This window comes from Larkinella harenae (assembly GCF_054780515.1).
Genome location: NZ_BAAGWE010000001.1, coordinates 1,790,449 through 1,812,809, shown reverse-complemented (window position 1 = coordinate 1,812,809; position 22,361 = coordinate 1,790,449). Strand labels below are relative to the sequence as shown.

General features: G+C 53.6%; 20 protein-coding genes. 18 read left to right on the top strand and 2 right to left on the bottom strand.

The features are described from left to right. Positions 1–136: 136 nt before the first annotated feature. The 3 genes from ACYVH9_RS07310 to ACYVH9_RS07300 all read left to right on the top strand — a co-directional run bounded on the left by ACYVH9_RS07310 (position 137) and on the right by ACYVH9_RS07300 (position 2,812). Positions 137–1,051 carry a ClpXP adapter SpxH family protein gene (locus tag ACYVH9_RS07310; RefSeq protein WP_460635642.1) on the top strand — a complete coding sequence of 305 codons (915 nt, stop codon included), beginning with the start codon at positions 137–139 and terminating at the stop codon, positions 1,049–1,051. A gap of 368 nt (positions 1,052–1,419) precedes the next feature. Then, entirely contained in the window at positions 1,420–1,617 is a 198-nt protein-coding gene (locus tag ACYVH9_RS07305) for a hypothetical protein (protein ID WP_460635641.1), read from the top strand. Positions 1,618–1,825: 208 nt separating this feature from the next. Continuing rightward, positions 1,826–2,812, top strand: a complete 987-nt coding sequence (locus ACYVH9_RS07300; protein ID WP_460635640.1) for a 2-hydroxyacid dehydrogenase — start codon at positions 1,826–1,828, stop codon at positions 2,810–2,812. Here ACYVH9_RS07300 and ACYVH9_RS07295 read toward each other — a convergent pair. Continuing rightward, entirely contained in the window at positions 2,809–2,958 is a 150-nt protein-coding gene (locus tag ACYVH9_RS07295; protein ID WP_460635639.1) for a hypothetical protein, read from the bottom strand. The two genes, ACYVH9_RS07300 and ACYVH9_RS07295, sit on opposite strands and share 4 nt — an antisense overlap. Positions 2,959–3,521: 563 nt before the next feature. On the opposite strand from ACYVH9_RS07295, the gene ACYVH9_RS07290 reads away from it, so the two are divergent. Further along, positions 3,522–3,917 carry a response regulator gene (locus ACYVH9_RS07290; protein WP_460635638.1) on the top strand — a complete coding sequence of 132 codons (396 nt, stop codon included), beginning with the start codon at positions 3,522–3,524 and terminating at the stop codon, positions 3,915–3,917. On the opposite strand, the gene ACYVH9_RS07285 is transcribed toward ACYVH9_RS07290, so the two are convergent. Then, positions 3,918–4,616 (bottom strand): FadR/GntR family transcriptional regulator, encoded by a 699-nt coding sequence (locus tag ACYVH9_RS07285; RefSeq protein WP_460635637.1) that lies wholly within the window; start codon positions 4,614–4,616, stop codon positions 3,918–3,920. A 197-nt stretch (positions 4,617–4,813) separates the two neighbouring features. Here ACYVH9_RS07285 and ACYVH9_RS07280 point away from each other — a divergent pair, with 197 nt between their 5' ends. The 14 genes from ACYVH9_RS07280 to ACYVH9_RS07215 all read left to right on the top strand — a co-directional run bounded on the left by ACYVH9_RS07280 (position 4,814) and on the right by ACYVH9_RS07215 (position 22,360). Beyond that, entirely contained in the window at positions 4,814–8,002 is a 3,189-nt protein-coding gene (locus ACYVH9_RS07280) for a SusC/RagA family TonB-linked outer membrane protein (protein ID WP_460635636.1), read from the top strand. A gap of 13 nt (positions 8,003–8,015) precedes the next feature. Further along, on the top strand, positions 8,016–9,488 hold the full coding sequence (locus ACYVH9_RS07275) for a RagB/SusD family nutrient uptake outer membrane protein (protein ID WP_460635635.1): 1,473 nt from the start codon (positions 8,016–8,018) through the stop codon (positions 9,486–9,488). A 90-nt stretch (positions 9,489–9,578) separates the two neighbouring features. Next, positions 9,579–10,490 carry a dihydrodipicolinate synthase family protein gene (locus ACYVH9_RS07270; protein ID WP_460635634.1) on the top strand — a complete coding sequence of 304 codons (912 nt, stop codon included), beginning with the start codon at positions 9,579–9,581 and terminating at the stop codon, positions 10,488–10,490. A gap of 57 nt (positions 10,491–10,547) precedes the next feature. Then, positions 10,548–12,296 (top strand): sialidase family protein, encoded by a 1,749-nt coding sequence (locus tag ACYVH9_RS07265; RefSeq protein ID WP_460635633.1) that lies wholly within the window; start codon positions 10,548–10,550, stop codon positions 12,294–12,296. A gap of 29 nt (positions 12,297–12,325) precedes the next feature. After that, positions 12,326–13,468, top strand: coding sequence for a sialidase family protein (locus ACYVH9_RS07260; protein WP_460635632.1), 1,143 nt, complete (start codon positions 12,326–12,328; stop codon positions 13,466–13,468). A gap of 21 nt (positions 13,469–13,489) precedes the next feature. After that, positions 13,490–15,280, top strand: a complete 1,791-nt coding sequence (locus tag ACYVH9_RS07255) for an exo-alpha-sialidase (protein WP_460635631.1) — start codon at positions 13,490–13,492, stop codon at positions 15,278–15,280. Positions 15,281–15,340: 60 nt separating this feature from the next. Next, positions 15,341–16,447, top strand: coding sequence for a sialidase family protein (locus ACYVH9_RS07250; protein ID WP_460635630.1), 1,107 nt, complete (start codon positions 15,341–15,343; stop codon positions 16,445–16,447). An 18-nt stretch (positions 16,448–16,465) separates the two neighbouring features. Next, positions 16,466–17,248 carry an SGNH/GDSL hydrolase family protein gene (locus tag ACYVH9_RS07245; protein ID WP_460635629.1) on the top strand — a complete coding sequence of 261 codons (783 nt, stop codon included), beginning with the start codon at positions 16,466–16,468 and terminating at the stop codon, positions 17,246–17,248. A gap of 1 nt (position 17,249) precedes the next feature. Beyond that, positions 17,250–18,170 carry a succinylglutamate desuccinylase/aspartoacylase family protein gene (locus ACYVH9_RS07240; RefSeq protein WP_460635628.1) on the top strand — a complete coding sequence of 307 codons (921 nt, stop codon included), beginning with the start codon at positions 17,250–17,252 and terminating at the stop codon, positions 18,168–18,170. Further along, entirely contained in the window at positions 18,160–18,975 is an 816-nt protein-coding gene (locus tag ACYVH9_RS07235) for an SDR family NAD(P)-dependent oxidoreductase (RefSeq protein ID WP_460635627.1), read from the top strand. The genes ACYVH9_RS07240 and ACYVH9_RS07235 overlap by 11 nt, the downstream gene beginning before the upstream one ends. Continuing rightward, entirely contained in the window at positions 18,972–20,051 is a 1,080-nt protein-coding gene (locus tag ACYVH9_RS07230; protein ID WP_460635626.1) for a pyridoxal-phosphate dependent enzyme, read from the top strand. Before ACYVH9_RS07235 ends, ACYVH9_RS07230 begins: the two co-directional genes overlap by 4 nt. A gap of 13 nt (positions 20,052–20,064) precedes the next feature. Further along, a complete protein-coding gene (locus ACYVH9_RS07225) occupies positions 20,065–21,333 on the top strand; it encodes an MFS transporter (RefSeq protein ID WP_460635625.1) in 1,269 nt (422 codons plus the stop codon). After that, the gene (locus ACYVH9_RS07220) at positions 21,330–21,974 is read left to right on the top strand and encodes an RraA family protein (protein WP_460635624.1); all 645 of its coding nucleotides are present in this window, start codon (positions 21,330–21,332) and stop codon (positions 21,972–21,974) included. The genes ACYVH9_RS07225 and ACYVH9_RS07220 overlap by 4 nt, the downstream gene beginning before the upstream one ends. Continuing rightward, complete coding sequence (locus ACYVH9_RS07215; RefSeq protein ID WP_460635623.1) at positions 21,971–22,360, top strand: RidA family protein; 390 nt, start codon at positions 21,971–21,973, stop codon at positions 22,358–22,360. Before ACYVH9_RS07220 ends, ACYVH9_RS07215 begins: the two co-directional genes overlap by 4 nt. The last annotated feature ends 1 nt before the right edge of the window (position 22,361 follow it).

Genomic DNA, 22,361 nt, shown 5'->3' with positions numbered 1-22,361 from the left:
GTGGTCAGAAAAATCTGACTAATTGACTGCTACGACCGGAATAGAGACCTTTGTATCACCGTCCGGAAATGGGTAACAAACCCAGAACGTAGAAATTCTGCCGGAACTGATTGTGATCGTAAACTCATTAAAATACATGGAAACAAAAACCGTCAATCCGCTCCTGTGCGATATTGAATCAGGAATGTGCGAAATCCCCGATACGGCCCTAAGTACGCAGGAACAGGCCGTCTCGCCAATTCAGGAAACCGTTAAAATCATTTACTATACCGATCCTATCTGCTCGTCCTGCTGGGGAATTGAACCGCCGTTGCGGAAGCTAAAACTCGAATACGGCCCCCACATTACCATCGAATACCGGATGGGAGGGTTGTTGCCAGACTGGAGTTACAACAGTGGCGGCATCAGCAAACCGTCTGACGTAGCTCCGCACTGGGACGAAGTCAGTCTGCATTATGACATGCCCATCGATGGCGATGTCTGGCTGGAAGATCCACTAGACTCCTCCTACCCGGCTTCCATTGCGTTCAAAGCCGCTCAGCTTCAGGATTCCCAAAAAGCGATTGCCTTTCTGCGGGAAATACGCGAAATGGTTTTTCTGCATAAAAAGAACATTGCCAAATGGGAGCATTTAGCAGCCGCTGCCCAAAAAGTAGGCCTGGATCCGGAGCAGTTTAAAGCCGATTACGAAGGCCGGGCCACCGCGCTGTTCCGGGAAGATCTGGCTTTGGGCAAACAATTGGGTGTTCGGGGTTTTCCAACGATGTTTTTCGTTGACAGCCAGGGCAATTACGAAAGAGTGTATGGCACCAAACCCTACGCGGCTTACGAAAACGCCCTCCATAAGCAACGGCCCTCGGTCACAAAATCCGTCATTGATTCGTCCTGGGAGAATCTATTCGCCATCTACCCAACCCTGACCTCCCGCGAGTTTGCAGAACTGTCCGGGCGCGATCGCCAGGAGGTTGATGGCTACCTGCAACACATCGCCGACGCGGGTAAGCTGGAAAAACTGACCAGCAAGAACGGGGTGTTGTGGGTTCGGGTGTAATCCCTGTTTGAAAAAGAGAAAAAGAGCATCTGATGGCCGTTTTACGCGTGTCATCAGGTGCTCTTTTTGACTACCGGAATGGTTCGGACGTGCATTGAAGCGTTTGTAAATCTGGCGTTCAGCGAAATCTTTTTGGGAATGGTTTACAGTGGCTTAGCAAGCTTTGCTGGCCTACTACTACTGGGTTGCTGACGCTCGCCGAAGCCTACGCCAATACCGACGGTGATCTTTCTTAGTAACTATTTTGACCGTATGGGAGGAAACCAGCCTTTTGATTTCATTATCCAAAGGACTTATTGCGAATATCCAACAAGTCCTTGATTTTCAGTGGCAGAAAGAGTATCTAGAATCCATTACTCAGAAACGTCATGAATCATGCTACAGCCCTGTCCTTCCTGCCAGCGCGCCACCCTGGAGCGAATAAAAAGACCCTGGTTCCTAAAATGGGTTTTACCTTTTCTGCCGATTCGCCGTTATCAATGCCTTGTCTGTCAGAAGAGAGTCTATCGATTCAATTAGCAATCCACACCGGTTTTTCCGTTTTTTTCAACGTCACATCGGCTTAAAACAGTAACTTTTTGGTCTGAGATTGGCCGAAAACAACGATTCTCCTTTTCTTTGCGGTTAACAGCCCAACTGGCATGACCCGGTTCATTCGGGCCAACTGGCCGATCTTTTTTGGCAACAGCCGCCCAAAATCTACTTTCCTACTCCCTGTCATACCGTTAAAAATGATCTGCGGTAGCTCTGAACAGGGTCTAAACCGATGATACGATGAATGTTACTGTATTCAGTACCAAGCCCTACGACATTACTTTTTTTGAGCAAACCAATGCCGCCTTCGGCTTCAATTTACGGTTTCTGAAAGTTCCGCTGGACGAAACAACGGCCGAGCTGGTGACGGATTCGCCCGTAGCCTGCCTTTTCGTCAACGATCAGGCCAACGCCACCGTCATTGGCAAACTGGCCGAACAGGGTGTAAAATTGCTCGCACTCCGGTGCGCCGGGTTCAACAACGTTGATCTGGATGCGGCCCGCCAGCACGGCATTCAGGTGATGCGCGTGCCCGCTTACTCACCTTACTCGGTAGCCGAACACACCATCGCCCTGATTCTGGGCCTGAACCGCAAAACCCACCGGGCCTACAACCGGGTCAAAGAAGGCAACTTTGCCCTGGACGGTCTGATGGGGTTTGACCTCTATGGCCGAACCGTCGGTTTGCTCGGATTGGGAAAAATTGGCAAAGTAACGGCCCAGATTCTGCGCGGTTTCGGCTGCCGGCTGCTGGGATTCGATGTGGTCGAAGACGAAGAAGCCCGCCAAATCGGAATTGAATATGTGTCGTTGCAGGAACTTCTGAGTCAGTCCGACATCATTTCCCTCCACTGTCCGCTCACTCCACAGACGCACCATATTATCAATTCGAAAACGCTTCAGCTCATGAAAAAGGGAGTTATGCTGATCAACACTGGTCGCGGTGCCCTGATCGACACCCAGGCGGCCATCGAAAACCTGAAAAGCGGGCAAATTGGTTACCTGGGTCTGGACGTTTACGAGGAAGAAAGTCACCTGTTTTTTGAAGACTTGTCAGATACGATCATTCAGGATGATGTGTTTATGCGCCTGCTCACCTTCCCCAACGTGCTAATCACGGGGCATCAGGCTTTTTTCACCCGCAACGCATTACACGGTATTGCCGAAACCACCTGTCAGAATATTCAGGCGTTTTTCCAGGGCCGCCCCTCGGGCAACGAAGTTTAAGTCGTTACGGTTTGTGTAAACGACGGTCTTTGGCAGACCCGTTTACACAAACCGAATCTTTTCGACCCTTCCCGGGCGTCGTCGAGGGTTGCGTACGACGTCCGGACAGGATCGAGTCGGTATTTTTCAGGCGCAGTTTTTGACATTTAGCCAAAGGATGGTTGCCTGCGTTACCAGCATATCTGCCAGGCGTTGAGCTGTCCGTAGATCCAACGCCATCAGCCTTCGTATAAAGGGGACCGATCTTTGGCATGGCCTTTCTTTGAGGATATTTTCACCCGTAGCCAATCCGTTTAACCAAAAAAGGAGTATAAAAAACACAACCCCGGCAATTGCCGGGGCCTGTTCTTATCAGTGTATATACTTTCAGAAGAGTAACCACGCACGGAGGGCAATGTTATATTTTTGTCTGATAAATAAACTTTTCCTTATCTTCCAATGAGATTGTAAATGTCATTCATATACCAAAAATGATTATTTCAAGCACATTTTATTACTCTTCATCACTACCACAGGCATTGCTATTTGTCTATTTATTCAAAACCGCTACCTTTAGTAGAAAGTAGGATACACCGTATCCACCTCCACTCCCAGCAACTGTAATTTGCCTATCGATAACGCCACTCGGTTTTTTCCGGCTAGCGGCTTTATGATATTGCCTACTATAGATTTGCCCGGTGAAATATCGACCACCGTAACGGATGATATTATGAACAAAAAGACAACCATTCTGGTCGTAGACGACGATGTGATTTACCGGAAGTTATTAACCTACCAGCTGACCAAAGCGGGCTATCAGGTATTAATTGCGAGTGATGGCCTGGAAGCGCTCAGCTGGATTCAGTCGCCCCACCACCGGCCTGACCTGATGCTGCTGGATTTGTTGATGCCGCGTTTCAGCGGTCTGGACGTACTAGAGCGGTTAAAAACCTTATCCTATAAGTTTCCTGTCATTCTGATATCGGGTGCCGAACGACCCATTGCCCGTGAAGGCGTTCTGATGGCAGAACCCAGCGCTTTTATCAAAAAACCGCTCGCTATGCAGGATCTGTTTCACCAAATTGAAACCTTGCTGCAACCCGTCGCCGTTTTGGAGTACGCTTAATTACCGTTGCTTAATGGTGTTGTAATAAACCGCCAGGTGTTTGTGCATGGCTTTTCGAAATTCTTCCGGGGTTCCTTCCTTCAAAATCCGGAACAGATCATAATGTGAAACGGGATCAGCAATGGCTATTACAGTCCCTTTTTTGAATTGTGATGTAAAGACATGTTCAAAAACGGGAAAAAGCAGGCTTTGAAACCGTTGGAAGGTTTCATTGCCCGTCATGTCGTACAGCTTTCCGTGAAATTCGATTTCGTCTTCCTTCGAAAGCTCCACTATTCCTTTTTGTTTCTCCACAATTGCTTCCAGCTCTTCCAGATTTTTTCGGTTTTTCCGGGCAAAGAGGAATTCGGCAATTCCCATTTCCAGAATCAATCGTAATTCAAAGATATCCTGCCGGTTGTTAGGGCTCAGGATCAGCGGATTCAACACTTTTTCAATCCCCCCCAGTGGGTCCGGCTGCGCCATCACCATTCCGCGCCGGGGACGGGCTTCAATCATGCCCAGCATCCGCAGGCGACTCAGCGCTTCCCGCACCACATTCCGACTCACGTTTAGCTTCTGAGCCATTTCCTGTTCATTCGGGAGCGGATCACCGGGTTTGAAAGCGTTTTCTTTGAAATATTCCCGCAGGATATTCTCCACACGATCTGTCATTGACAGGCTTTCCAGTGGCTCCAGCGAGCTCAATTTAGTAGTCATTTTTTGATCCTTTGTCACAAAGGTAATGGAATTCGACGGTATTCCGGCTGATTTGAAGGACTATACTTTTTTTGATACAAATTTATTGAAATTAAAATACTATCAATACATTTGTAGGACAAATAAAAATTGAAATAATATTTTACTCAACTGGCCCATACCCTTCAATCATTCTATGGTTTCAACTATTTACCTCCATGAAGACACCGCCGAAAACCGTTTTTAAGCTTATCGCCGTATGTTGCTGGCTAATTACGGCTTTAGTTGCCAGCGCGCAGGGACAGTCGGTCAAAGGAACCGTCACATCAAGTACCGATCAGGCACCGCTCCCCTTTGTAACCGTGGTTGTCAAAGGCACCCAGAACGGGATAACAACGGACGGAAACGGTAAATTCACCATCAATGCTCCCAGCGGCAGCACCCTTGTTTTCAGCTACATCGGCTACAAAACCCAGGAGTTCAGCGTCGGTAATCAGACGGAAGTAAACGTAGCGCTGGAAGCCGACCAGAAAACGTTGAATGAAGTGGTGGTAGTAGGGTACGGCTCACAGTCGCGCGAAACCGTCACCACGTCCATCTCCAAACTCGATAACAAAGTCCTTGAGAATATTCCGTACACGAATGCGGCATCAGCCTTGCAGGGAACCTTGCCGGGCGTTCGGGTACAGACCACCACCGGGCAGCCGGGAGCCGCCCCCCGGGTCATTATTCGCGGGGGAACTTCGATCAACAATCCGAACGGTTCTTCTCCACTATACATCATCGACGGTGTGATTCGGAACGACATGAACGACATCAACCCCGACGATATCGAAACCCTCCAGGTCCTGAAAGATGCGTCATCAACTTCGATCTATGGTGCCCGGGGGGCCAACGGCGTGGTCATCATCACCACCAAAAAAGGAAAAGCCGGGAAAATGCAGATCAGCTTCCGGCACAACACCACCTTCTCGCAGCTGGCCAAACGGTACAACATGATGTCGGGCCGCGATTACGTATACTACGGCCGGTTGGGCGTACTCAATTCGGCGATCAAGATTCCGGAGCGCATGAACCTGCTGACCGTGGCCAACAGTTTCGGAACGGGCAATGACCTGACAAACCGCACCTACTCAACGGTTCAGTACCTGACGCCCCAGAACCAGCACAAACTCAACGAAGGATGGGAAAGCATCGCCGACCCGGCCGACCCGACCAAAACCCTGATTTTCAAGAGTACCGACTGGCAAGATCTGCTCTTCCGAACGGGCGTTTCGCAGAATTACTACGTCAGCGCGATGGGCGGCACCGAAAAAGGCAGCTATAACCTGGGCGTGGGCTACCTGAAATCGCAGGGCATCACGATCAATACGGATTTCAAACGGTTTACGTTCGACTTCAGCGGTGACATGAAAATCCGGGAAAACCTGAAAGTCAATGCTTTTACCAACTTCGCCAATTCGGGTAGCCAGTCGGTATACAATGATAATCAGATTTTTCAGCGGGCCGTTGCCCTGCCGCCCGTCGCCAAGCTTTACTTTGAAGACGGAACCATGTCGCCCGGTTTTAACCGGAGCATCGGTAATCCGCTGTATCACCTGGATCGTTACAAGGCCGAAAACAACCTATACCGCCTGACGTTGGGTGGTGGATTAACCTGGAACATCTTGCCCGGATTGACCTTCGAGCCGTCGGCTTCCCTCTACGTGGTTGAGGGCGATAGCAGTTCGTTTCAACAATCCTACCTGAACGGCCCCCTGTCTTTCATTGACTCGCGCATTGCAACCGGCAAACGATCCACTCACTGGCAACAACAAGTCGACGCCATCCTTTCGTACACCAAAAGTGTTGGGCAACACGGGATGGATTTCATGCTGGGGACCTCCTATTTTGACCGCCGATTCTCGGTCTTGTCGGCCACCGGCCAGGGCGCTTCAACCGACATCATTCCGACCCTCAACGCATCAGCAACCCCAACGGCGGTAAGCAGCTCGGTCACCCAGCAACGCATCATTAGTCTTTTCGGACGAGCCAATTACAACTACGCCCAGAAGTACCTGCTATCGCTAACCGCCCGCTACGATGGTGCCTCCAACCTGGGGGCCAATAGCAAATGGGGATTATTCCCCGGTGCATCCGTGGGCTGGAATATTCACAACGAGGACTTCTGGAAAGACTTCGGACTATCACGCATCGTCAACAACCTCAAACTCCGGTCAAGCTACGGTGTCAACGGAAACCTGGGTCAACTGGGTGATTTTCAGGCGCAGGGAACCTACGGTGTCGGCACCCGCTATGATGGCGCAGCCGGTATCCAGAACACTGTTATTCCGAACTCCAACCTGAAATGGGAACAAACCCAAACCTACGACCTCGGTATGGACATCGGCTTGTTCAACGGGCGACTCAATGTGTTGGTGGATTATTTCAATAAACGCACCGACAACCTGCTGACCAATCTGGAACTCCCGCTGGAAACCGGTTTCCGGTCCGTTCTGACCAACTATGGCAGTCTTCAGAACCGCGGTTTTGAGCTCGAAGTTTCGGGAACCATTCTCAGCTCCCCATCAGGATTCAACTGGAACGCCAGTTTTAACATCGCGACCAACCACCACAAAATTCTGAAGCTACCCGATAACGGCAACGAGCGCAACCGGGTGGGCGGAGTACAGGTCTACGATCCCGAAACGGGTAAGATTGAGTGGCGCGGTGGCTTGCAGGAAGGCGGTCGGATCGGCGATTATTACGCCTACCAGCAGATTGGCATCTTTGCCACTGACGAAGAAGCTGCCGCGGCCCCCCGCGATATCATCGTTCCGCTGGCCAGCAAAACCAAGTTCGGGGGCGATGTCAACTGGCTGGACGTCGATGGCAACGGCGAGATCAACTCCTACGACCGCGTGTACCTGGGCAATCCGTTTCCAACGGTTACGGGAGGAGCCACTACGTCACTGTCGTACAAGAACATCGACCTGACGGTTCGGGCCGACTACACCCTGGGGCACACCATTTACAACTACACCCGGGCGTTGCTCAACGGGCAGTTTGTGGGCGAAAACAACGCATCAACCGACATTCTTCGCTCCTGGCAAAAACCCGGCGACCAAACCGATATTGCCCGGTATTACTACGCCGACCAGCAGGTGCAGAGCAACCTGTTTCGGCAGAACTCTTACTACTTCGAGAAAGGTAACTTCCTGGCTTTACGCGAGGTAACACTTGGCTACGGTTTTCCGTCGGCCCTAACGTCGAAAATAGGCCTGAGCAACCTGCGGCTGAATCTGACCGCCAACAACCTCATGTATTTCACGAAATACTCCGGCCTGAACCCGGAAGAAGGCGGGCAGGATAACGGGCGCTACCCAGTTCCCCGCAATTACATCATTGGTCTGAATGTATCATTTTAAGCCGAAAGAGATCATGAAAAATAACCTGACTGTCTTGTTGCTCATTGCGCTGCTCGGAGCCTGTACCAGCGAGTTGGAGATCAATCCTAAAAGCCAGATTACGGCGGCTTCGTTCTGGAAAACCCAGGAAGATGTAATCGGTGCCCGCAACGGAATGTACGTGCGGTTTCGGAACTTCACCAACTTCAACCTGTATTACCTGGGCGAATCGCGCAGCGAGATCATGGGAACCGGCCTGCTGAACGCCGATTTCCGGATTCCGTATTTCCAGAACCGGCTGCACAAAATCACCGCCCCCGGCCCCGACTGGAGTTCCATCTATACGGTTATTCACGACATCAACCTCATCCTGAAATACGGACCCGGAATTGCGTTCACGTCCGAAGCGAACAAAAACACCATCCTGGCCGAAGCCTACACCATGCGGGCTTACCTGTATTTTGTGCTGGTGCGCACCTGGGGCGGCACACCCCTGATGCTGGAACCCACCGAATCGTCCGACCCGGCCACAATCTACAAACCCCGGGCGAGTGAGGATGAAATCTTTCAGCAGATTACCGCCGACCTCAACAAAGGGCTCGAGCTTTTCCCCGTCAACACCTACCCAACCCGCCGGAGCGCCTGGTCGAAACCAGCGGCCAATGCCCTGAAGGGTGAGGTGTATCTCTGGATCGCCAAACGCCGAAACGGCGGAGAGGCCGCCCTGACTACTGCCCTGACCGCCCTGCAGGAAGTCCAAAAAACCGACGTGGCGCTGCTGCCCAACTTTGCCGATGTGTTCAGCTATACCAACAAAGGCAACCGGGAAATCGTGTTTGCCGTCCGGTATCAGGATCTGGAATCCGTCAACAATTACAGCGGAGATATGTACATCCGCGACAGCGACCTGCCACCGGGTACGGATGCGGCCACCATTCAGAAGATCGGACTGGGGGGCGGTATGAACTGGTGGGCACCCTCCGAAACCATGCGCAAACAGTTTACCACGGACGACAAACGCAAGGACAAATCTTTCGTGGAAGTATTCAGCCGAAATGCGCAGGGCCAGCCGGTTTTCTTCACCTCCGTCATGACCAAATTCAGCGGTTTTGTGGACGCCAACGGCCGGCGGTTTCTCGACGATGTAATTATCTACCGCTATGCCGATATTTTGCTGATGATTGCCGAAGCCAAAAACGCCCTGGGTCAGGACCCCACGGCGGAGATTAATCTGGTGCGGCAACGCGCCTACGGCGACCAGTTTGAAAAACACCGGTTTGTTTCGTCGACCAAGACGGCCAACGATGACGCTATTCTCAAGGAGCGGTTGTTCGAGCTGGCGTTTGAAGGCAAGCGGTGGTGGGATCTGCTGCGCTTCAACAAAGCGTTTGATCTGGTGCCTTCGCTCGCCGATCGCAAGGGGCAGAACAATCTGTTGCTTTTTCCCATCGCCGAAACCGTCCTGAGTCTGAATTCCAAACTCGTGCAAAATCCCGGGTATGAATGACGGTTTACAGTTTTCGGGTAGAAAACCGTAGACGATAATCCCTAAACCGAATACCGCTAAAACTATAAACTACTCCAAGTACATAAAATCATGACGCATTCCCCCATTGGCGGCCTTTGGCCTGCCCTGTTCACACCAGTCGATCAAAACGGCAATCCGGATTTTCACCAGCTGGAAAAAATTGTTCAATTGTGCATCAAACAAAAGCTGGACGGTCTGTATATTCTGGGTTCGACCGGTCAGGGTTTTCTGTTTTCGGAAAAACAGCGAACGGCAATCACCCGTACTGTCATGGAAACCGTCGACGGAGCCATGCCCGTCATCGCCCAGGTCGGTGCCCTGAACACCCATGAGTCGGTTCGGCTGGCGCAGGCGGCTCAGGCACTGGGTGTTTACGGTATTTCCACCGTCGGACCGATTTACTACCAGTCCGGCGTCCGGAACGCATTGGAACATTACAAAACCGTCGGCTCATCCATCGACATTCCGTTTTTCCCGTATCACATTGGCAATCACAGCGTTTTCGGTGGTGATGCCCGGCAGTACATTGAACAGATTCTGACGCTGCCCAACATTGCGGGCATGAAACTCACCACGCAAAACCTGTACGAAGTAAGCCTGATCCACCTCTTATCCGACAACAAACTGCTGCTGTTCAGCGGGGCCGATGAGCTGTTCTGTCAGGCAACCCTTTGCGGAACCGTGGGTGCCATCGGAAGTTTCTTCAACCTCTGGGGTGAAGAATGCAAGTTTGTACGCGAAGAGTTTATCAAAGGCAACTTTGAACTGGGCAACCGCTTCATGCTCACGTTTCAGGAAATCATTTTTGAGGTCTTGCCCAACATCTGGTCGTTCTTCCGCCAGGCCATGCTGCTTAAGCACGGCATCGATATCGGCCTGCCTAATCCGCCGTTGGGACTGGGTAATTCGGCTTGGTCCGAAAAAGACATTCTGGACATCTGCGACCGGATTTCGGCCGTCAGCGGCTTGGTAAATAACTGATTACTCAACGAATAAGCGAACCGTCGAAACCTGACAGGTTTACAGAGCCGGAACTCCATGAAAACATTCCATAACCATCCATTCCGGGTATACCGAAACCGTAAGACCGCCGGTTTTGTGGTTGGGCTGCTGAGTATGGTTGCAGGAATGTTTTCATTTTCATCGCACGCCCAGCCAACACCATCCGAGGCTGAAACCTTTGGAATGCGATTACGGCCGGTCCCCGGGCAGGCCACGTCCATCGTGGAACCCGTGCGCGTTGCCCCAGCGCCCGGCAACGAAGCGACAATGGTGCGAAAAAAGAATGGAGAACTAGCCATCTATTACATCAACCGCCCCGGCAATGCCGACCACCTATTGTCAATTTCTTCCACGGACGGGCGACAATGGACCCAGCCCGCAACCGAATTCCGGTTACCCGGACAAGCCTACTACGCAAACCGTGTGCTGGAAGACACGGAGGGAACGCTGCACGCCATTTTTCACCTCTGGGGAACCGGCAACAACGGTTACCGGGGCCGTCATCTGGACGTTTGGTATTGCCACAAACCGCGTTCTGAAAACCGCTGGAGCCAGCCCCAGAAAATCATGGACGGTTATGTGGGTTCGATGCGGAGTTTTTTGCAGCTCCGAAATGGCCGACTGCTGATGACGTTCGCCCGGGCCGTTCCGGAACGGATGGAAAAACCGGCACCTGGGCAGACCGATGAAGGCTGGAACGAAATCGTATCGCTCTACTCGGACGACAACGGCCAGCGCTGGGAAACATCCGCCAACGCCATTCGGGTTGAAATTGACAACACCATGCCGGTTCGGTACGGCGGTATCGAACCGGCTGTTGTCGAACTGGCCAACGGACAACTCTGGATGCTGATCCGGACCAACAAAGGCTTGTTGTACGAATCGTACTCCGGCGATCACGGACGTACCTGGAGCACCGCGCAACCGACCCGGTTTATTTCGTCGGATTCACCCGCCGAATTGCTGCGGCTTTCCGATAACCGTTTGCTGCTGCTTTTCAACGGCAATCAGCGCTGGGACAACCCGCACAGCTATGCCGCCGGGGGCCGGGATGTATTGCACGCGGCCATCAGCCGGGATGAGGGCAAAACCTGGAACGGTTTTCGGGAAGTGTTGACCATGCCCTCGGCAAAAACCGCCCGCCATGCCAAAAATGACCGCGGCACAGCCTACGCATCAGCAGTAGAAACAACCGATGGCAACGTGGCGCTGGTGGCCGGTCAGGGCGAAGCCAAATCCATTGTTCTGTTCAACCCCGACTGGCTCGAACAACGCCAGGCCAGTGACGATTTCTCGCAAGGGCTGGCTCAATGGACCGGGTACGACGCCGACAGCCTGATTCAACTAACCCAACGGAATTCAAACCAAAAGGCGTTGCAAATCAACGGAGCCGAAGCCGTCTGGAATTTTCCGGCGACGGCCCGGGGTTCGCTCAAAACCAGCCTGGAAATACCTGACAGCCAAACGACGGTTTTGCTCACGCTGACCGATCATTTCTCCGTATCCGCAGATTCATTGGCCACCAGAAATGGCGTTGTCACATTCTTGATTCGGCCGGATAAGCGGACTAAAAACAATCCTATACCCGTAGAAATCCGGTGGGATTGCAAAAAAAACGAAGCGGTTTTATACATAAACAACCGGCTCACAGATCGAACCTCGCTGCGCCGAAAACCAGCTTTCGGAATCAACTACCTGCGGATTGGTCCAGCGGGTAAGCCGGTATCCTTTCCCGGTATTAGCCTTTACTCCGTAACGACTACCTCCCAAACCCCAACAAACTGACTATTCCCAACCCTTAACTGTTATTCATGATGATCGCCCCTATCCCATTAAAGCAACTCGGCACCCTGTTTCTTTTCAGTCTGCTAACGAGCGTTTCGCTTTTCGCCCAACTGAATAAAACCGGAGGCACAACGACGGCGTCCGGTTCCTGGATTGCCGCCCATGTGCAGGAAATGAAGGACCAGAAAATGGGACCTTTCGTGCGGCTCGCCGACGGTGGAATCCTGACCGTGGAGGGAACCAAAAGCCTGATCAGCAAAGATCAGGGTAAAACCTGGACGGACTACCCCATCTTCAAAGACACGGCAAAATTTCTGATCAGCAGCGAACGGGCGTTGATCCGCACCAAGCGGAATGTGATCATTCTGGCCTGCATGAACCTCAAGGAACGGGCCAACTGGAACTGGCAGAAAGACATCTCGGATTCGCCGGGTGCCCAGTTGCCAACCTACGCCATTCGGAGTTTGGACGGGGGCAAAACCTGGCAGGATGCACAAAAGCTGCACAATGACTGGACAGGCGCCATCCGCGACATGATCGAAACCAAAGACGGTCATATCGTTTTCACCTCCATGATGATGCGCCACCATCCGGGGCGGCACTCCGTGGTCACTTACACCTCGAAGAACGACGGCAAGACCTGGACCCGCAGCAACATCATCGACCTGGGCGGCACGGGCCACCACGGCGGAGTCACCGAAGCCACGCTGGAACAGCTGAAAGACGGTCGGTTGTGGCTGCTCCTGCGCACCAACTGGGGAAATTTCTGGGAAGCGTATTCCACCGATAACGGGATTTCGTGGAGCGGTTTTAATCCGACGACCATCGACGCAAGTTCCGCGCCGGGCCTGATCAAACGGTTGCAGGATGGCAAGCTTGTGCTCGTCTGGAACCGCCGTTTTCCGGAAGGTAAAGTAACCTATCCGTTGAGCGGGGGCGATAACCAATGGTCGGAAGTACCGGCCAGCAACCACCGCGATGAGCTGTCGATTGCTTTCTCGGGCGATGAGGGAAAAACCTGGAGCAAACCGGTGGTTATTGCCGATCACGGCAAGCAGCGCTGGATTTCGTACCCGTACTTGTTTGAAGAAAAACCTGGATTGCTCTGGATCACCACCATGCAGGGCGAGCTGCGGGTCAAACTCAATACGAAGGATTTTCTACGTCAATAAGGCCTTAACACCCAAGCAATCATGCGGTTTTTAGCACAAGTTCTCCGAACGGTCTTTTGTTTTGGCATCAGCTTGGCGGTTTTTGCTCAGAAACCGTCGCGGCCGCATAAAAACAACCTGACGATTGTGGCGTTTGGGAATTCCATTACGGCCACCCGAAAAACCGTCAATCAGGTTTTTGCCCAGCGCCTGCCACACCTGCTGACGCAGAGAGGCATCAGCGCGACGGTAATTAACGCGGGCATTCCGGGTAGTCATACCGGTCGCCAGACTGACCATAATCTTTTCAAAATCCGGCACGCCCTCGACCGGTTCGAGTCGGATGTACTGGCCCGCCAGCCCGATCTGGTGATCATCGGTTTTGGCATCAACGACGCCCACATCGACAACGGCGGTACCACTGGCCCTTCACGCATTCCGTTGGAAAAGTACCGGCAAAACCTGTCGTTCATGATCGAAGCGCTCCAAAAGCAGGGCAGCAAATTGATTCTGACGGTTCCGAATCCGCTGGGTAAAAAATATCCTGATTACCAGAATGAACGCTTGCAAGCGTACCTCAACACCGTTCGGGAACTGGCCCGAAAATACCGCACCGGCCTGGTTGATAACAACAAAGCGTTTCGTGATTACCAACAGCAAACGGGCGTACCGTTTGACTCGCTCCTGCTCGATGGCGTCCATCCCAACGACAAAGGCCACGAGCTGATTGCCGCTACCATGACCGACGAAATCTTGCGGGTTATGGCGCATAAACCCCGGCCGGACAACAAAAGCCTGACACTCCAGCTTAACCCCGGCCCCGACAATCCGCGCAATAGCGAGGGCGATTTTGTCACCCTGAAAGATGGCCGCATCCTGTTCGTGTATTCACGGTTTACGGGCCATTCGTCGAGTGACTTTGCAGCCGCTTCGCTGGTGGGCCGGTATTCCAGCGACGGTGGTAAAACCTGGACACCCACAGACCATCCGATTGTCCGGAACGAGGGCGGAATGAACGTCATGTCGGTTTCGCTGCTGCGGTTACAAGACGGAAAAATCGCCTTATTCTACGCCCGCAAAAATTCGATGGACGACTGCATTCCGCTGATGCGGGTTTCGAGCGACGAAGCCCAGACCTGGAGCGAACCGATTTCCTGCATCACCGACCGCGTCGGTTATTTTGTGCTGAACAACAACCGGGTCATTCAACTCAAAACAGGGCGACTGCTGATGCCCGTTGCGCTGCACGAATCGCCACCCGGCGGCAAGTTCAACGGTAAAGGTCGCCTGTTTACGTATTATTCCGACGACAACGGCCAGACCTGGAAAGTCAGTCAGGAAATTGCCAATCCCGATGCCATTACCTTACAGGAACCGGGCCTGATTGCCCTGAAAGACAACCGGCTGATGATGATCATCCGAACAGATGCGGGCGTTCAATATGCTGCGTATTCGACGGATCAGGGACAGAACTGGAGTCCGGCGCAGGCCACCAACATTGTTTCTCCGGTTTCGCCAGCCACCATTGCCCGGATTCCGTCTACCGGCGATTTGCTGATGGTCTGGAACAATAACGACAACACCGACAACAACCCGATCCGGGGCAAACGAACTCCGCTGACCATTGCCGTTTCGAACGATGAAGGACAGACCTGGCAGCACGTCAAGAACCTCGAAGCCGATCCCGACGGCTGGTATTGTTACACGGCTATTCATTTTGTAGATAAAAAGAACGTGCTGCTGAGTTATTGCGCCGGAAACCGTCCTAAAGGAACCGGTCTGTCGGTCACCAACGTCACCCGTTTGTCGCTCAACTGGATTTATGGAAAATAGCCTGAGCCAATAAACCCTGTACTGATTCGATTCTAACCCATACTAACTAACCTTACCGTCATGATCAAAACCGTCTATAGCTTTCTTTGCCTGTTTGCCCTTTCGTTACTCATCCCCCAAACCATTCAGGCGCAGTCGGACGCGGGCGTAGCATTGCAATTGAATCCCGGACCCGATAATCCGCGCAACAGCGAGGGCGACTTCATCACGCTGAAAGACGGCCGGATTCTGTTTATCTATAGCCGCTACACCGGTACTTCCACCAGCGACCACGCCCCGGCCTACCTCGCCAGCCGGTACTCCAGCGATGGCGGCAAAACCTGGAGCCAGCAGGATCAAATCGTTGTGCAGCGGGAAGGCGATATGAATGTCATGTCGGTTTCGCTGTTGCGGCTCAAAAACGGCAAAATTGCGCTATTTTACCTCAAGAAAAATTCCGAAGAAGACTGCATTCCTCAGATGCGGATTTCCTCGGATGAGGCCAAAACCTGGAGCGCTCCTACCCCCTGCATCACGGACAAAGCCGGTTATTTTGTGCTGAACAACAACCGGGTGATTCAACTCAAAAACGGGCGACTGCTCATGGCGGTGGCGCTGCATCGATCACTGAACGGCAAATGGCAGAACAAAGCGACCCTATACAGCTACTATTCCGACGACAACGGCGCCACCTGGAAATCCAGTGAAGCCGTACCAAACAATACGGATGTTATTACGCAGGAACCCGGCCTGGTGGAACTAAAAAACGGCACAATTCTGATGATTATTCGTGCCAGCGGAGGAAGTCAGCAGCTTTCGTATTCGAAGGACAAAGGCCAGACCTGGAGCCACATCGAACCCAGCACGCTGAAGTCCCCTGTCTCTCCGGCCACCATCGCCCGAATTCCGTCAACGGGAAATCTTCTTGCGGTCTGGAACAACAACGACGGCAGCAACCCGGCCATCAAAGATAAACGCACCCCGTTGACGGTTGCCATTTCGAAAGACGAGGGCAAAACCTGGCAGAACATCCGCAACATCGAAACCGACCCCGATGGCTGGTACTGTTACATCGCTATGCATTTCACCAAAAAGGATGTATTACTGGGATACTGCGCCGGTAGTCAGCAGCAGAAAACGCATTTATCCGTAACGCGCATCCGCCGGTTGAGTCTGGCATCCTTGTAACCCCAAAAACGTCTGGTGATGAAACAGGAACCGTTTTCCCGTAGAAAATTCCTTAAAACAGCTGGCCTGGGAACAGCCTTCCCCACGGTTTGGGCACCTACGTTGGAAAACGGTTTTTCGAAAACCGCAACCGGCCCGGATCAGGAACAGCTTCAGGCGTTGCTGAAAAGGAAGGAACCAGCGGTCTGGCTCTTTACCGGCGACAGCATCACGCACGGTGCCAAGCACACGCACGGTTTTCGTAGCTACCCGGAAATTTTCGCCGAACGAATTCGCTGGGAACTGAAGCGGGTGCGCGATCTGGTGATCAACACCGGTATCAGCGGCAACGCCATTCCGAATATCCTCAGCGATTTTGACTGGCGGGTCGCGCAGTTCAAACCGGCGGTGGTCTCCCTGATGATTGGCACCAACGACTGCGCACGGGCCGGGATGACGCCGGACCTTTTTGCGCAAAACCTGAACACCATTGTTGAACAGATTCGGGCGCTGAAAGCCGTACCGGTTCTGCATACACCAAACCCGATCATGTTGGAAAAAGCGCCCGATCGCAAAACGCTCCCGGCATATATTCCAGTCATTCGGACGATAGCCGAGCAAAAACAGGTCGTTCTGGTCGATCACAACCGCCATTGGCAAACCGTCGCCGATGTAAACGTAAACCGGGAGTGGCTGAATGATCCGCTGCATCCCAACGGACGGGGCCACCAGGAAATCGCCCGGCTGCTGTTCAAATCGCTTTCAATTTTTGACCCGAAAGAACCCACCTGCGGAGGGCCGTATTACGAAGGAGAACATTGAAATGAACGTAAAACAACTAAAAGGTCCGTTGCCGGGGCCTCACGTTCTGCTGGTTGCGGGCGTACACGGCGACGAATACGAACCGATTCTGGCCGCCAGCGCGTTGGCGCACGAACTGGGCAACCAGCTCTCTTCGGGTTCCGTAACCATCGTTCCGGTGGTGAACGAGAGCGCGTATCAGCAGGCTAATCGCTGCGGAGCCGACGGCCTGGATCTGGCCCGGATCTGTCCGGGAAAAGCCGATGGTACGGTTTCGGAACAAACCGCCGATAGTCTTTCCACGCTCATCCGGCAGGCCGATTACCTGGTCGATATGCATACTGGCGGACTGGCTTACGATATTTTTCCGATGGCAGGTTACATGCTGCATCCATCGCCGGAAATCTTGGAGAAACAACAACAAATGGCACTGGCCTACAACCTGCCGATGATCTGGGGGACCGATTATCGACCCGGCGGCAGGACGCTTTCGGTCGCCCGCGACGCCAATATCCCGGCTATTTACCTCGAATACGGGGGCGGAACCGGCCTTCGGCCACCGGTCGTTGCGGCCTATCAGGACGGTTTTATCAACCTGCTCAAAATCCTGGGCCTGATCGACGAACCGGGGCAGACACAGCCAGTAGCCGAACGGTTTTGGGTAGAAGATCACCGGCCCGACAGCGGGCACCTGCAAGCCAAGATGCCCTCGCCCGCCAGCGGAATCTTTGCCGCTGCTGTAAAAACCGGTGACTGGGTAAAAGCGGGCGAACGCTGGGGAAGCGTGACCGACCCTCTATCGGGCGAAAAAACCGAGGTGCTGGCCACCGAAAACGGACTGGCCTTTCTGCTCCGCACAACCGTAAAAGTAACCAAAGGCGATGCCCTGGGGGGTATTTTGCCCATCGAAAAAGCCGGAAAACGGATTTTGTATGAAGACTAACAACGTGGTTATCATTACCGGGGCAGCCGGTGGAATCGGTCAAGCCACGGCAACCCGATTCGCCTGCGCGAACGCCCGGCTGGTGCTCTCCGATATCGCCCGGGAGCCGTTGAACACGCTGGCCGACGCCTTGAAAAACCGTTACGGAATCGATTGCCTGACCATCGCGGGTGATCTGGAGCAAACTATTTACTGGGAAGAACTGATTCGGCAAACCGTTCAGCACTGGGGACGGATCGACGTGCTGGTGAACAATGCCGCCTGGCGAACGCTGGAAACCCTGCGCACCATGACGCTCGAAACCTGGGAGAAAACCCTGCGCGTCTGCCTGACCGCACCGGTTTTTCTGACCCAACAGGTGGCCCGGGTTATGGAGAAACAGGACCAGGGCGGGGTTGTGGTGAACCTGTCCAGCGTCATGGCCGACCGACCTTCCGGCTGCGGACCGGCCTATATTGCGGCCAAAGGAGCCCTGGAAAGCCTGACGGCGGAGCTAGCGATCACGTACGGTCGCAACGGTATCCGGGTAGTTGGTGTAGCACCGGGCTACATCGAAACCGAGCTCAGCAATGATTATACCAACCCGGATGGCACCAACATCAGCGCCCGCCTGACGCGCGAGCTCACCGATTTCATTCCGCTGGCGCGGGGTGGTCAGGCGCAGGAAGTGGCCGAAGCCATTTTCTGGCTGAGCAGCCCGGGGGCTTCCTACATCAGCGGAACTACGCTGACGCTCGATGGCGGTTTCAAAGCCAATTTCAATCCTTATTCCATCAAAAACTTACAATTTCCCGACGAGTTTTGAAGACCATCTGGACCTACGACAACCACGTACCACGGGTACCTCCCGAACACCAGGTGCTGCTCGGCGAAGGACAAACTCCGCTGGTCCGATCGCGGACTATTGGGGCCTCGCTGGGTATCAAAAACCTGTATTTCAAACTGGAAAACCTCAACCCGACCGGCTCGTACAAGGATCGTTTTGCGGCCGTTCTGGTCAGTGAAATGCAGGCCAGGGGCCAGAAAGTCTGCGTGGCCACCTCCAGCGGCAATACCGGAGCGGCTTTATCGGCCTATTGTGCAGCCGCCGGAATGACCTGTTTTCTGGTTATTGTCGACGGCGCTCCCCTGCCCAAAATCCGGCAGATGCAGTTGTACGGGGCCACCCTTTTTATGGTCAGCGGTTTTGGCAAGGACCCGGGCGTTACCGAAACCGTATTCAAGGACCTCGAAAAGCTGTGTAATCAACACGGTATTCCCTTGCCAATCAGCGCGTATCGGTACTGCCCGTCGGCCATGCAGGGCGTGCAGACAATAGCCGCCGAAATTCTGGAAACGCTGGATGGCAGAATTGATCATATTTTCGCTCCGGCGGGCGGAGGAGGGTTAACGCTGGCTATTACGCGGGGTGTTCTGGCCGAAAACGGGCGGGCCAAAGTCAACTGTGTCCAGCCCGAAGGAAACGACACCATCGCCAGCGCCTTGCGGAACCAACAGGGGCAGGCCCGGGCGGTTTCCCAATCCACCACCCGCGTCAGCGGTTTGCAGGTGGCTGGCGTCATCGACGGCAACCACGTCATTGCGAACTGCCGAAAAACGGGCGGCAACGGCTACGTTGTGCCGGACGAACGGGTTTTTGCGTGGCAGAAAGCGCTGGCGCAGCAGGAAGGCATTTTTAGTGAACCTGCCGGTGCGGTGGCCCTGGCCGGATTGGAAGATGCCGTTCGCCGGAACGAAGTTGACCCGACCCAAACCGTCGTTTGTCTCGTCACGGGCAGCGGTTTTAAAGATATGATTTCCGTGGAGCAAACGTTTGGCTTACCCGCCGTGCCCACCGTTGATGTAACCCAGACGGTTGAACGTATTCAGCCGTTTTTATAAAACCGTATTCGCTATGCCTGCACCCAAATCGTCTTTTTATCCCTGGCTGGTCGTCGGACTGCTCTGTGTGGTTGGTTGCCTGAATTACCTGGACCGGATGATGATCACTACCATGCGCAGCTCCATTCTGGCCGAAATACCGATGACCGACGGGCAATTTGGGCTCCTGACATCGGTTTTTCTCTGGATTTACGGGTTGCTGAGTCCCCTGGCGGGTTACCTGGCCGACCGGTTTAACCGCAGCCGCGTCATCATCGGCAGTCTGTTCGTCTGGTCCATCGTTACCTGGTTTACGGCCCGGGCCACGACGTTCGAAGAATTGCTATTGACCCGCGCCCTGATGGGCATCAGTGAAGCGTGCTACATTCCGGCGGCTCTGGCGCTTATTGTTGATTACCACCGGGGTTCCACCCGTTCGCTGGCCACAGGTATCCACATGGGCGGTATCATGGTGGGTCAAAGCCTGGGCTTCATCGGTGGCTGGCTGGCCGAAAACCACAGCTGGAGCTACGCTTTTGGAGTTTTTGGTCTGATCGGGATCGGTTATGCGGTGCTGCTGGCGCTGGTGCTCCGCGATCCCTCTTCGAACCAACCGGAAATGACACCATCCACGTCCACAGTACCACCGATCAGCTTCAAAGCGGCCCTGACAGACCTGTTTCGGCGAAAATCCTACCGGATCGCGCTGATGCTCTGGGGACTGGGCGGCATTGTGAGCTGGCTGGTGGTCGGTTGGCTACCCACGTATTACAAGGAAGAGTTTAACCTGTCGCAAACCGTAGCGGGGTTGTATGCCACCGGTTATTTTCACACGGCTTCGCTGGTGGGCGTCCTGACGGGCGGTTTTCTGGCCGACCGCTGGAGCCGAACCAACCCGCGTGGCCGCATCCTGGTTCCGTTCATCGGGCTGGTGGTAGCCGCGCCGGGTATTTTCCTGGCCAGCAGCACCAGCATTCTCCCGATTGCCATTGGTTGTTTCATGATTTACGCCTTTACCCGCACCTTCCTCGACGCCAACATGATGCCGATTCTCTGCCTGATTGCCGATCCGCGCTACCGGGCTACGGGCTACGGCGTGCTGAATCTGGTGGCCTGCATTGTGGGAGGTATTGGATTATACGCTGGTGGTATCCTGCGGGATGCCGACATCAACCTCAGCCGGATGTTTCAGTTTGCCGCCCTCACCCTGCTGATTTCCGCCGGTTTGTTGTACACCATCAAACCCAACGAAGAGAACACCCCTGAATCGACCGAATTACCTGATAAACAGTTAGTCAAATGAACTTTGAAGAATTAAAAAAAGAGCTGTACGTAGCCGTTCTGTCGGATGTGCTCGACCAACTCGGTTATACAAACCAAGCCACCCGCATCCCTTTTCACGCCTACACCGGTATTCCTACATTGTTTGGACGCTGCAAAACGACGCTATGGGCGGATATGTTCGACCGGGACCCGAATCCCTACGAGCTGGAGCTGAAAGCCGTCGACTCCTGCCAACCCGATGACGTTCTGATTGCGGCAGCGGGCGGTTCAAACCGTTCCGGTATCTGGGGTGAACTGCTATCGACAGCTGCCCGCAACAGCGGTTGTGTGGGCGTTATTGTCCACGGTGGCGTTCGCGATATTGACAAAATGCGGGCGATGCAATTTCCCGTATTTGCTACCTCGCGCAATCCCTACGACAGTCAAAACCGTCAGCGGGTCATTGATCTGGATGTAACCGTCGAAATTGACGGCGTTTCCTTCCGCCCCGGCGATCTGGTCTTGGCCGATGAAGACGGCATTGTCGTGATTCCCAAAGAGGTGGAAGAACAGGTTATTGCCGCTGCGCTACAGAAAGTTTCCGCCGAGAACATCACGCGGAATGCCATTAAAAACGGCATGAAAGCCGAAGAAGCTTACCAGAAATTTGGTGTATTATGAGCAAAAAAGAAGTTGTTTCGGGAGCTAATCTCCCCAAAAGTCACCTCCCCTTTTCTCCCGGCATTGTATCGGGTGACTACCTGTTTGTGTCCGGCCAAGCCTCGGTCGATGATACCGGCGCGATTGTTAACGATACGTTCGAAGGCGAATGCCGCCGGTCGTTCGGGAACCTGAAGCGGATTGTGGAAGCCGCCGGAGCCAGTCTGGATGACGCCGTTCAGGTTCGCAACTACGTGGGCAAACAGGAATACTTGGCCGAATTCAACGCCATTTACCGCGACTATTTCAACGCGCCCTACCCGGCCCGAACCACGCTCATCGGCTGCCTCGGCGACCTGCTGAAGTTTGAGGTGGATGCGGTTATTTATGTCGGCAAAAACCGTTGAA

Excerpts from the sequence above, each read along its gene's own strand:
- ACYVH9_RS07270 (WP_460635634.1), top strand. The coding sequence starts at position 9,579 with ATGACGCATTCCCCCATTGGCGGCCTTTGGCCTGCCCTGTTCACACCA.
- ACYVH9_RS07275 (WP_460635635.1), top strand. The coding sequence starts at position 8,016 with ATGAAAAATAACCTGACTGTCTTGTTGCTCATTGCGCTGCTCGGAGCC.
- ACYVH9_RS07295 (WP_460635639.1), bottom strand. The coding sequence starts at position 2,958 with ATGTCAAAAACTGCGCCTGAAAAATACCGACTCGATCCTGTCCGGACG.
- ACYVH9_RS07235 (WP_460635627.1), top strand. The coding sequence starts at position 18,160 with ATGAAGACTAACAACGTGGTTATCATTACCGGGGCAGCCGGTGGAATC.
- ACYVH9_RS07220 (WP_460635624.1), top strand. The coding sequence starts at position 21,330 with ATGAACTTTGAAGAATTAAAAAAAGAGCTGTACGTAGCCGTTCTGTCG.
- ACYVH9_RS07305 (WP_460635641.1), top strand. The coding sequence starts at position 1,420 with ATGAATCATGCTACAGCCCTGTCCTTCCTGCCAGCGCGCCACCCTGGA.
- ACYVH9_RS07240 (WP_460635628.1), top strand. The coding sequence starts at position 17,250 with ATGAACGTAAAACAACTAAAAGGTCCGTTGCCGGGGCCTCACGTTCTG.
- ACYVH9_RS07285 (WP_460635637.1), bottom strand. The coding sequence starts at position 4,616 with ATGACTACTAAATTGAGCTCGCTGGAGCCACTGGAAAGCCTGTCAATG.
- ACYVH9_RS07290 (WP_460635638.1), top strand. The coding sequence starts at position 3,522 with ATGAACAAAAAGACAACCATTCTGGTCGTAGACGACGATGTGATTTAC.
- ACYVH9_RS07310 (WP_460635642.1), top strand. The coding sequence starts at position 137 with ATGGAAACAAAAACCGTCAATCCGCTCCTGTGCGATATTGAATCAGGA.
- ACYVH9_RS07300 (WP_460635640.1), top strand. The coding sequence starts at position 1,826 with ATGAATGTTACTGTATTCAGTACCAAGCCCTACGACATTACTTTTTTT.
- ACYVH9_RS07245 (WP_460635629.1), top strand. The coding sequence starts at position 16,466 with ATGAAACAGGAACCGTTTTCCCGTAGAAAATTCCTTAAAACAGCTGGC.
- ACYVH9_RS07280 (WP_460635636.1), top strand. The coding sequence starts at position 4,814 with ATGAAGACACCGCCGAAAACCGTTTTTAAGCTTATCGCCGTATGTTGC.
- ACYVH9_RS07225 (WP_460635625.1), top strand. The coding sequence starts at position 20,065 with ATGCCTGCACCCAAATCGTCTTTTTATCCCTGGCTGGTCGTCGGACTG.
- ACYVH9_RS07265 (WP_460635633.1), top strand. The coding sequence starts at position 10,548 with ATGAAAACATTCCATAACCATCCATTCCGGGTATACCGAAACCGTAAG.
- ACYVH9_RS07250 (WP_460635630.1), top strand. The coding sequence starts at position 15,341 with ATGATCAAAACCGTCTATAGCTTTCTTTGCCTGTTTGCCCTTTCGTTA.
- ACYVH9_RS07215 (WP_460635623.1), top strand. The coding sequence starts at position 21,971 with ATGAGCAAAAAAGAAGTTGTTTCGGGAGCTAATCTCCCCAAAAGTCAC.
- ACYVH9_RS07255 (WP_460635631.1), top strand. The coding sequence starts at position 13,490 with ATGCGGTTTTTAGCACAAGTTCTCCGAACGGTCTTTTGTTTTGGCATC.
- ACYVH9_RS07260 (WP_460635632.1), top strand. The coding sequence starts at position 12,326 with ATGATCGCCCCTATCCCATTAAAGCAACTCGGCACCCTGTTTCTTTTC.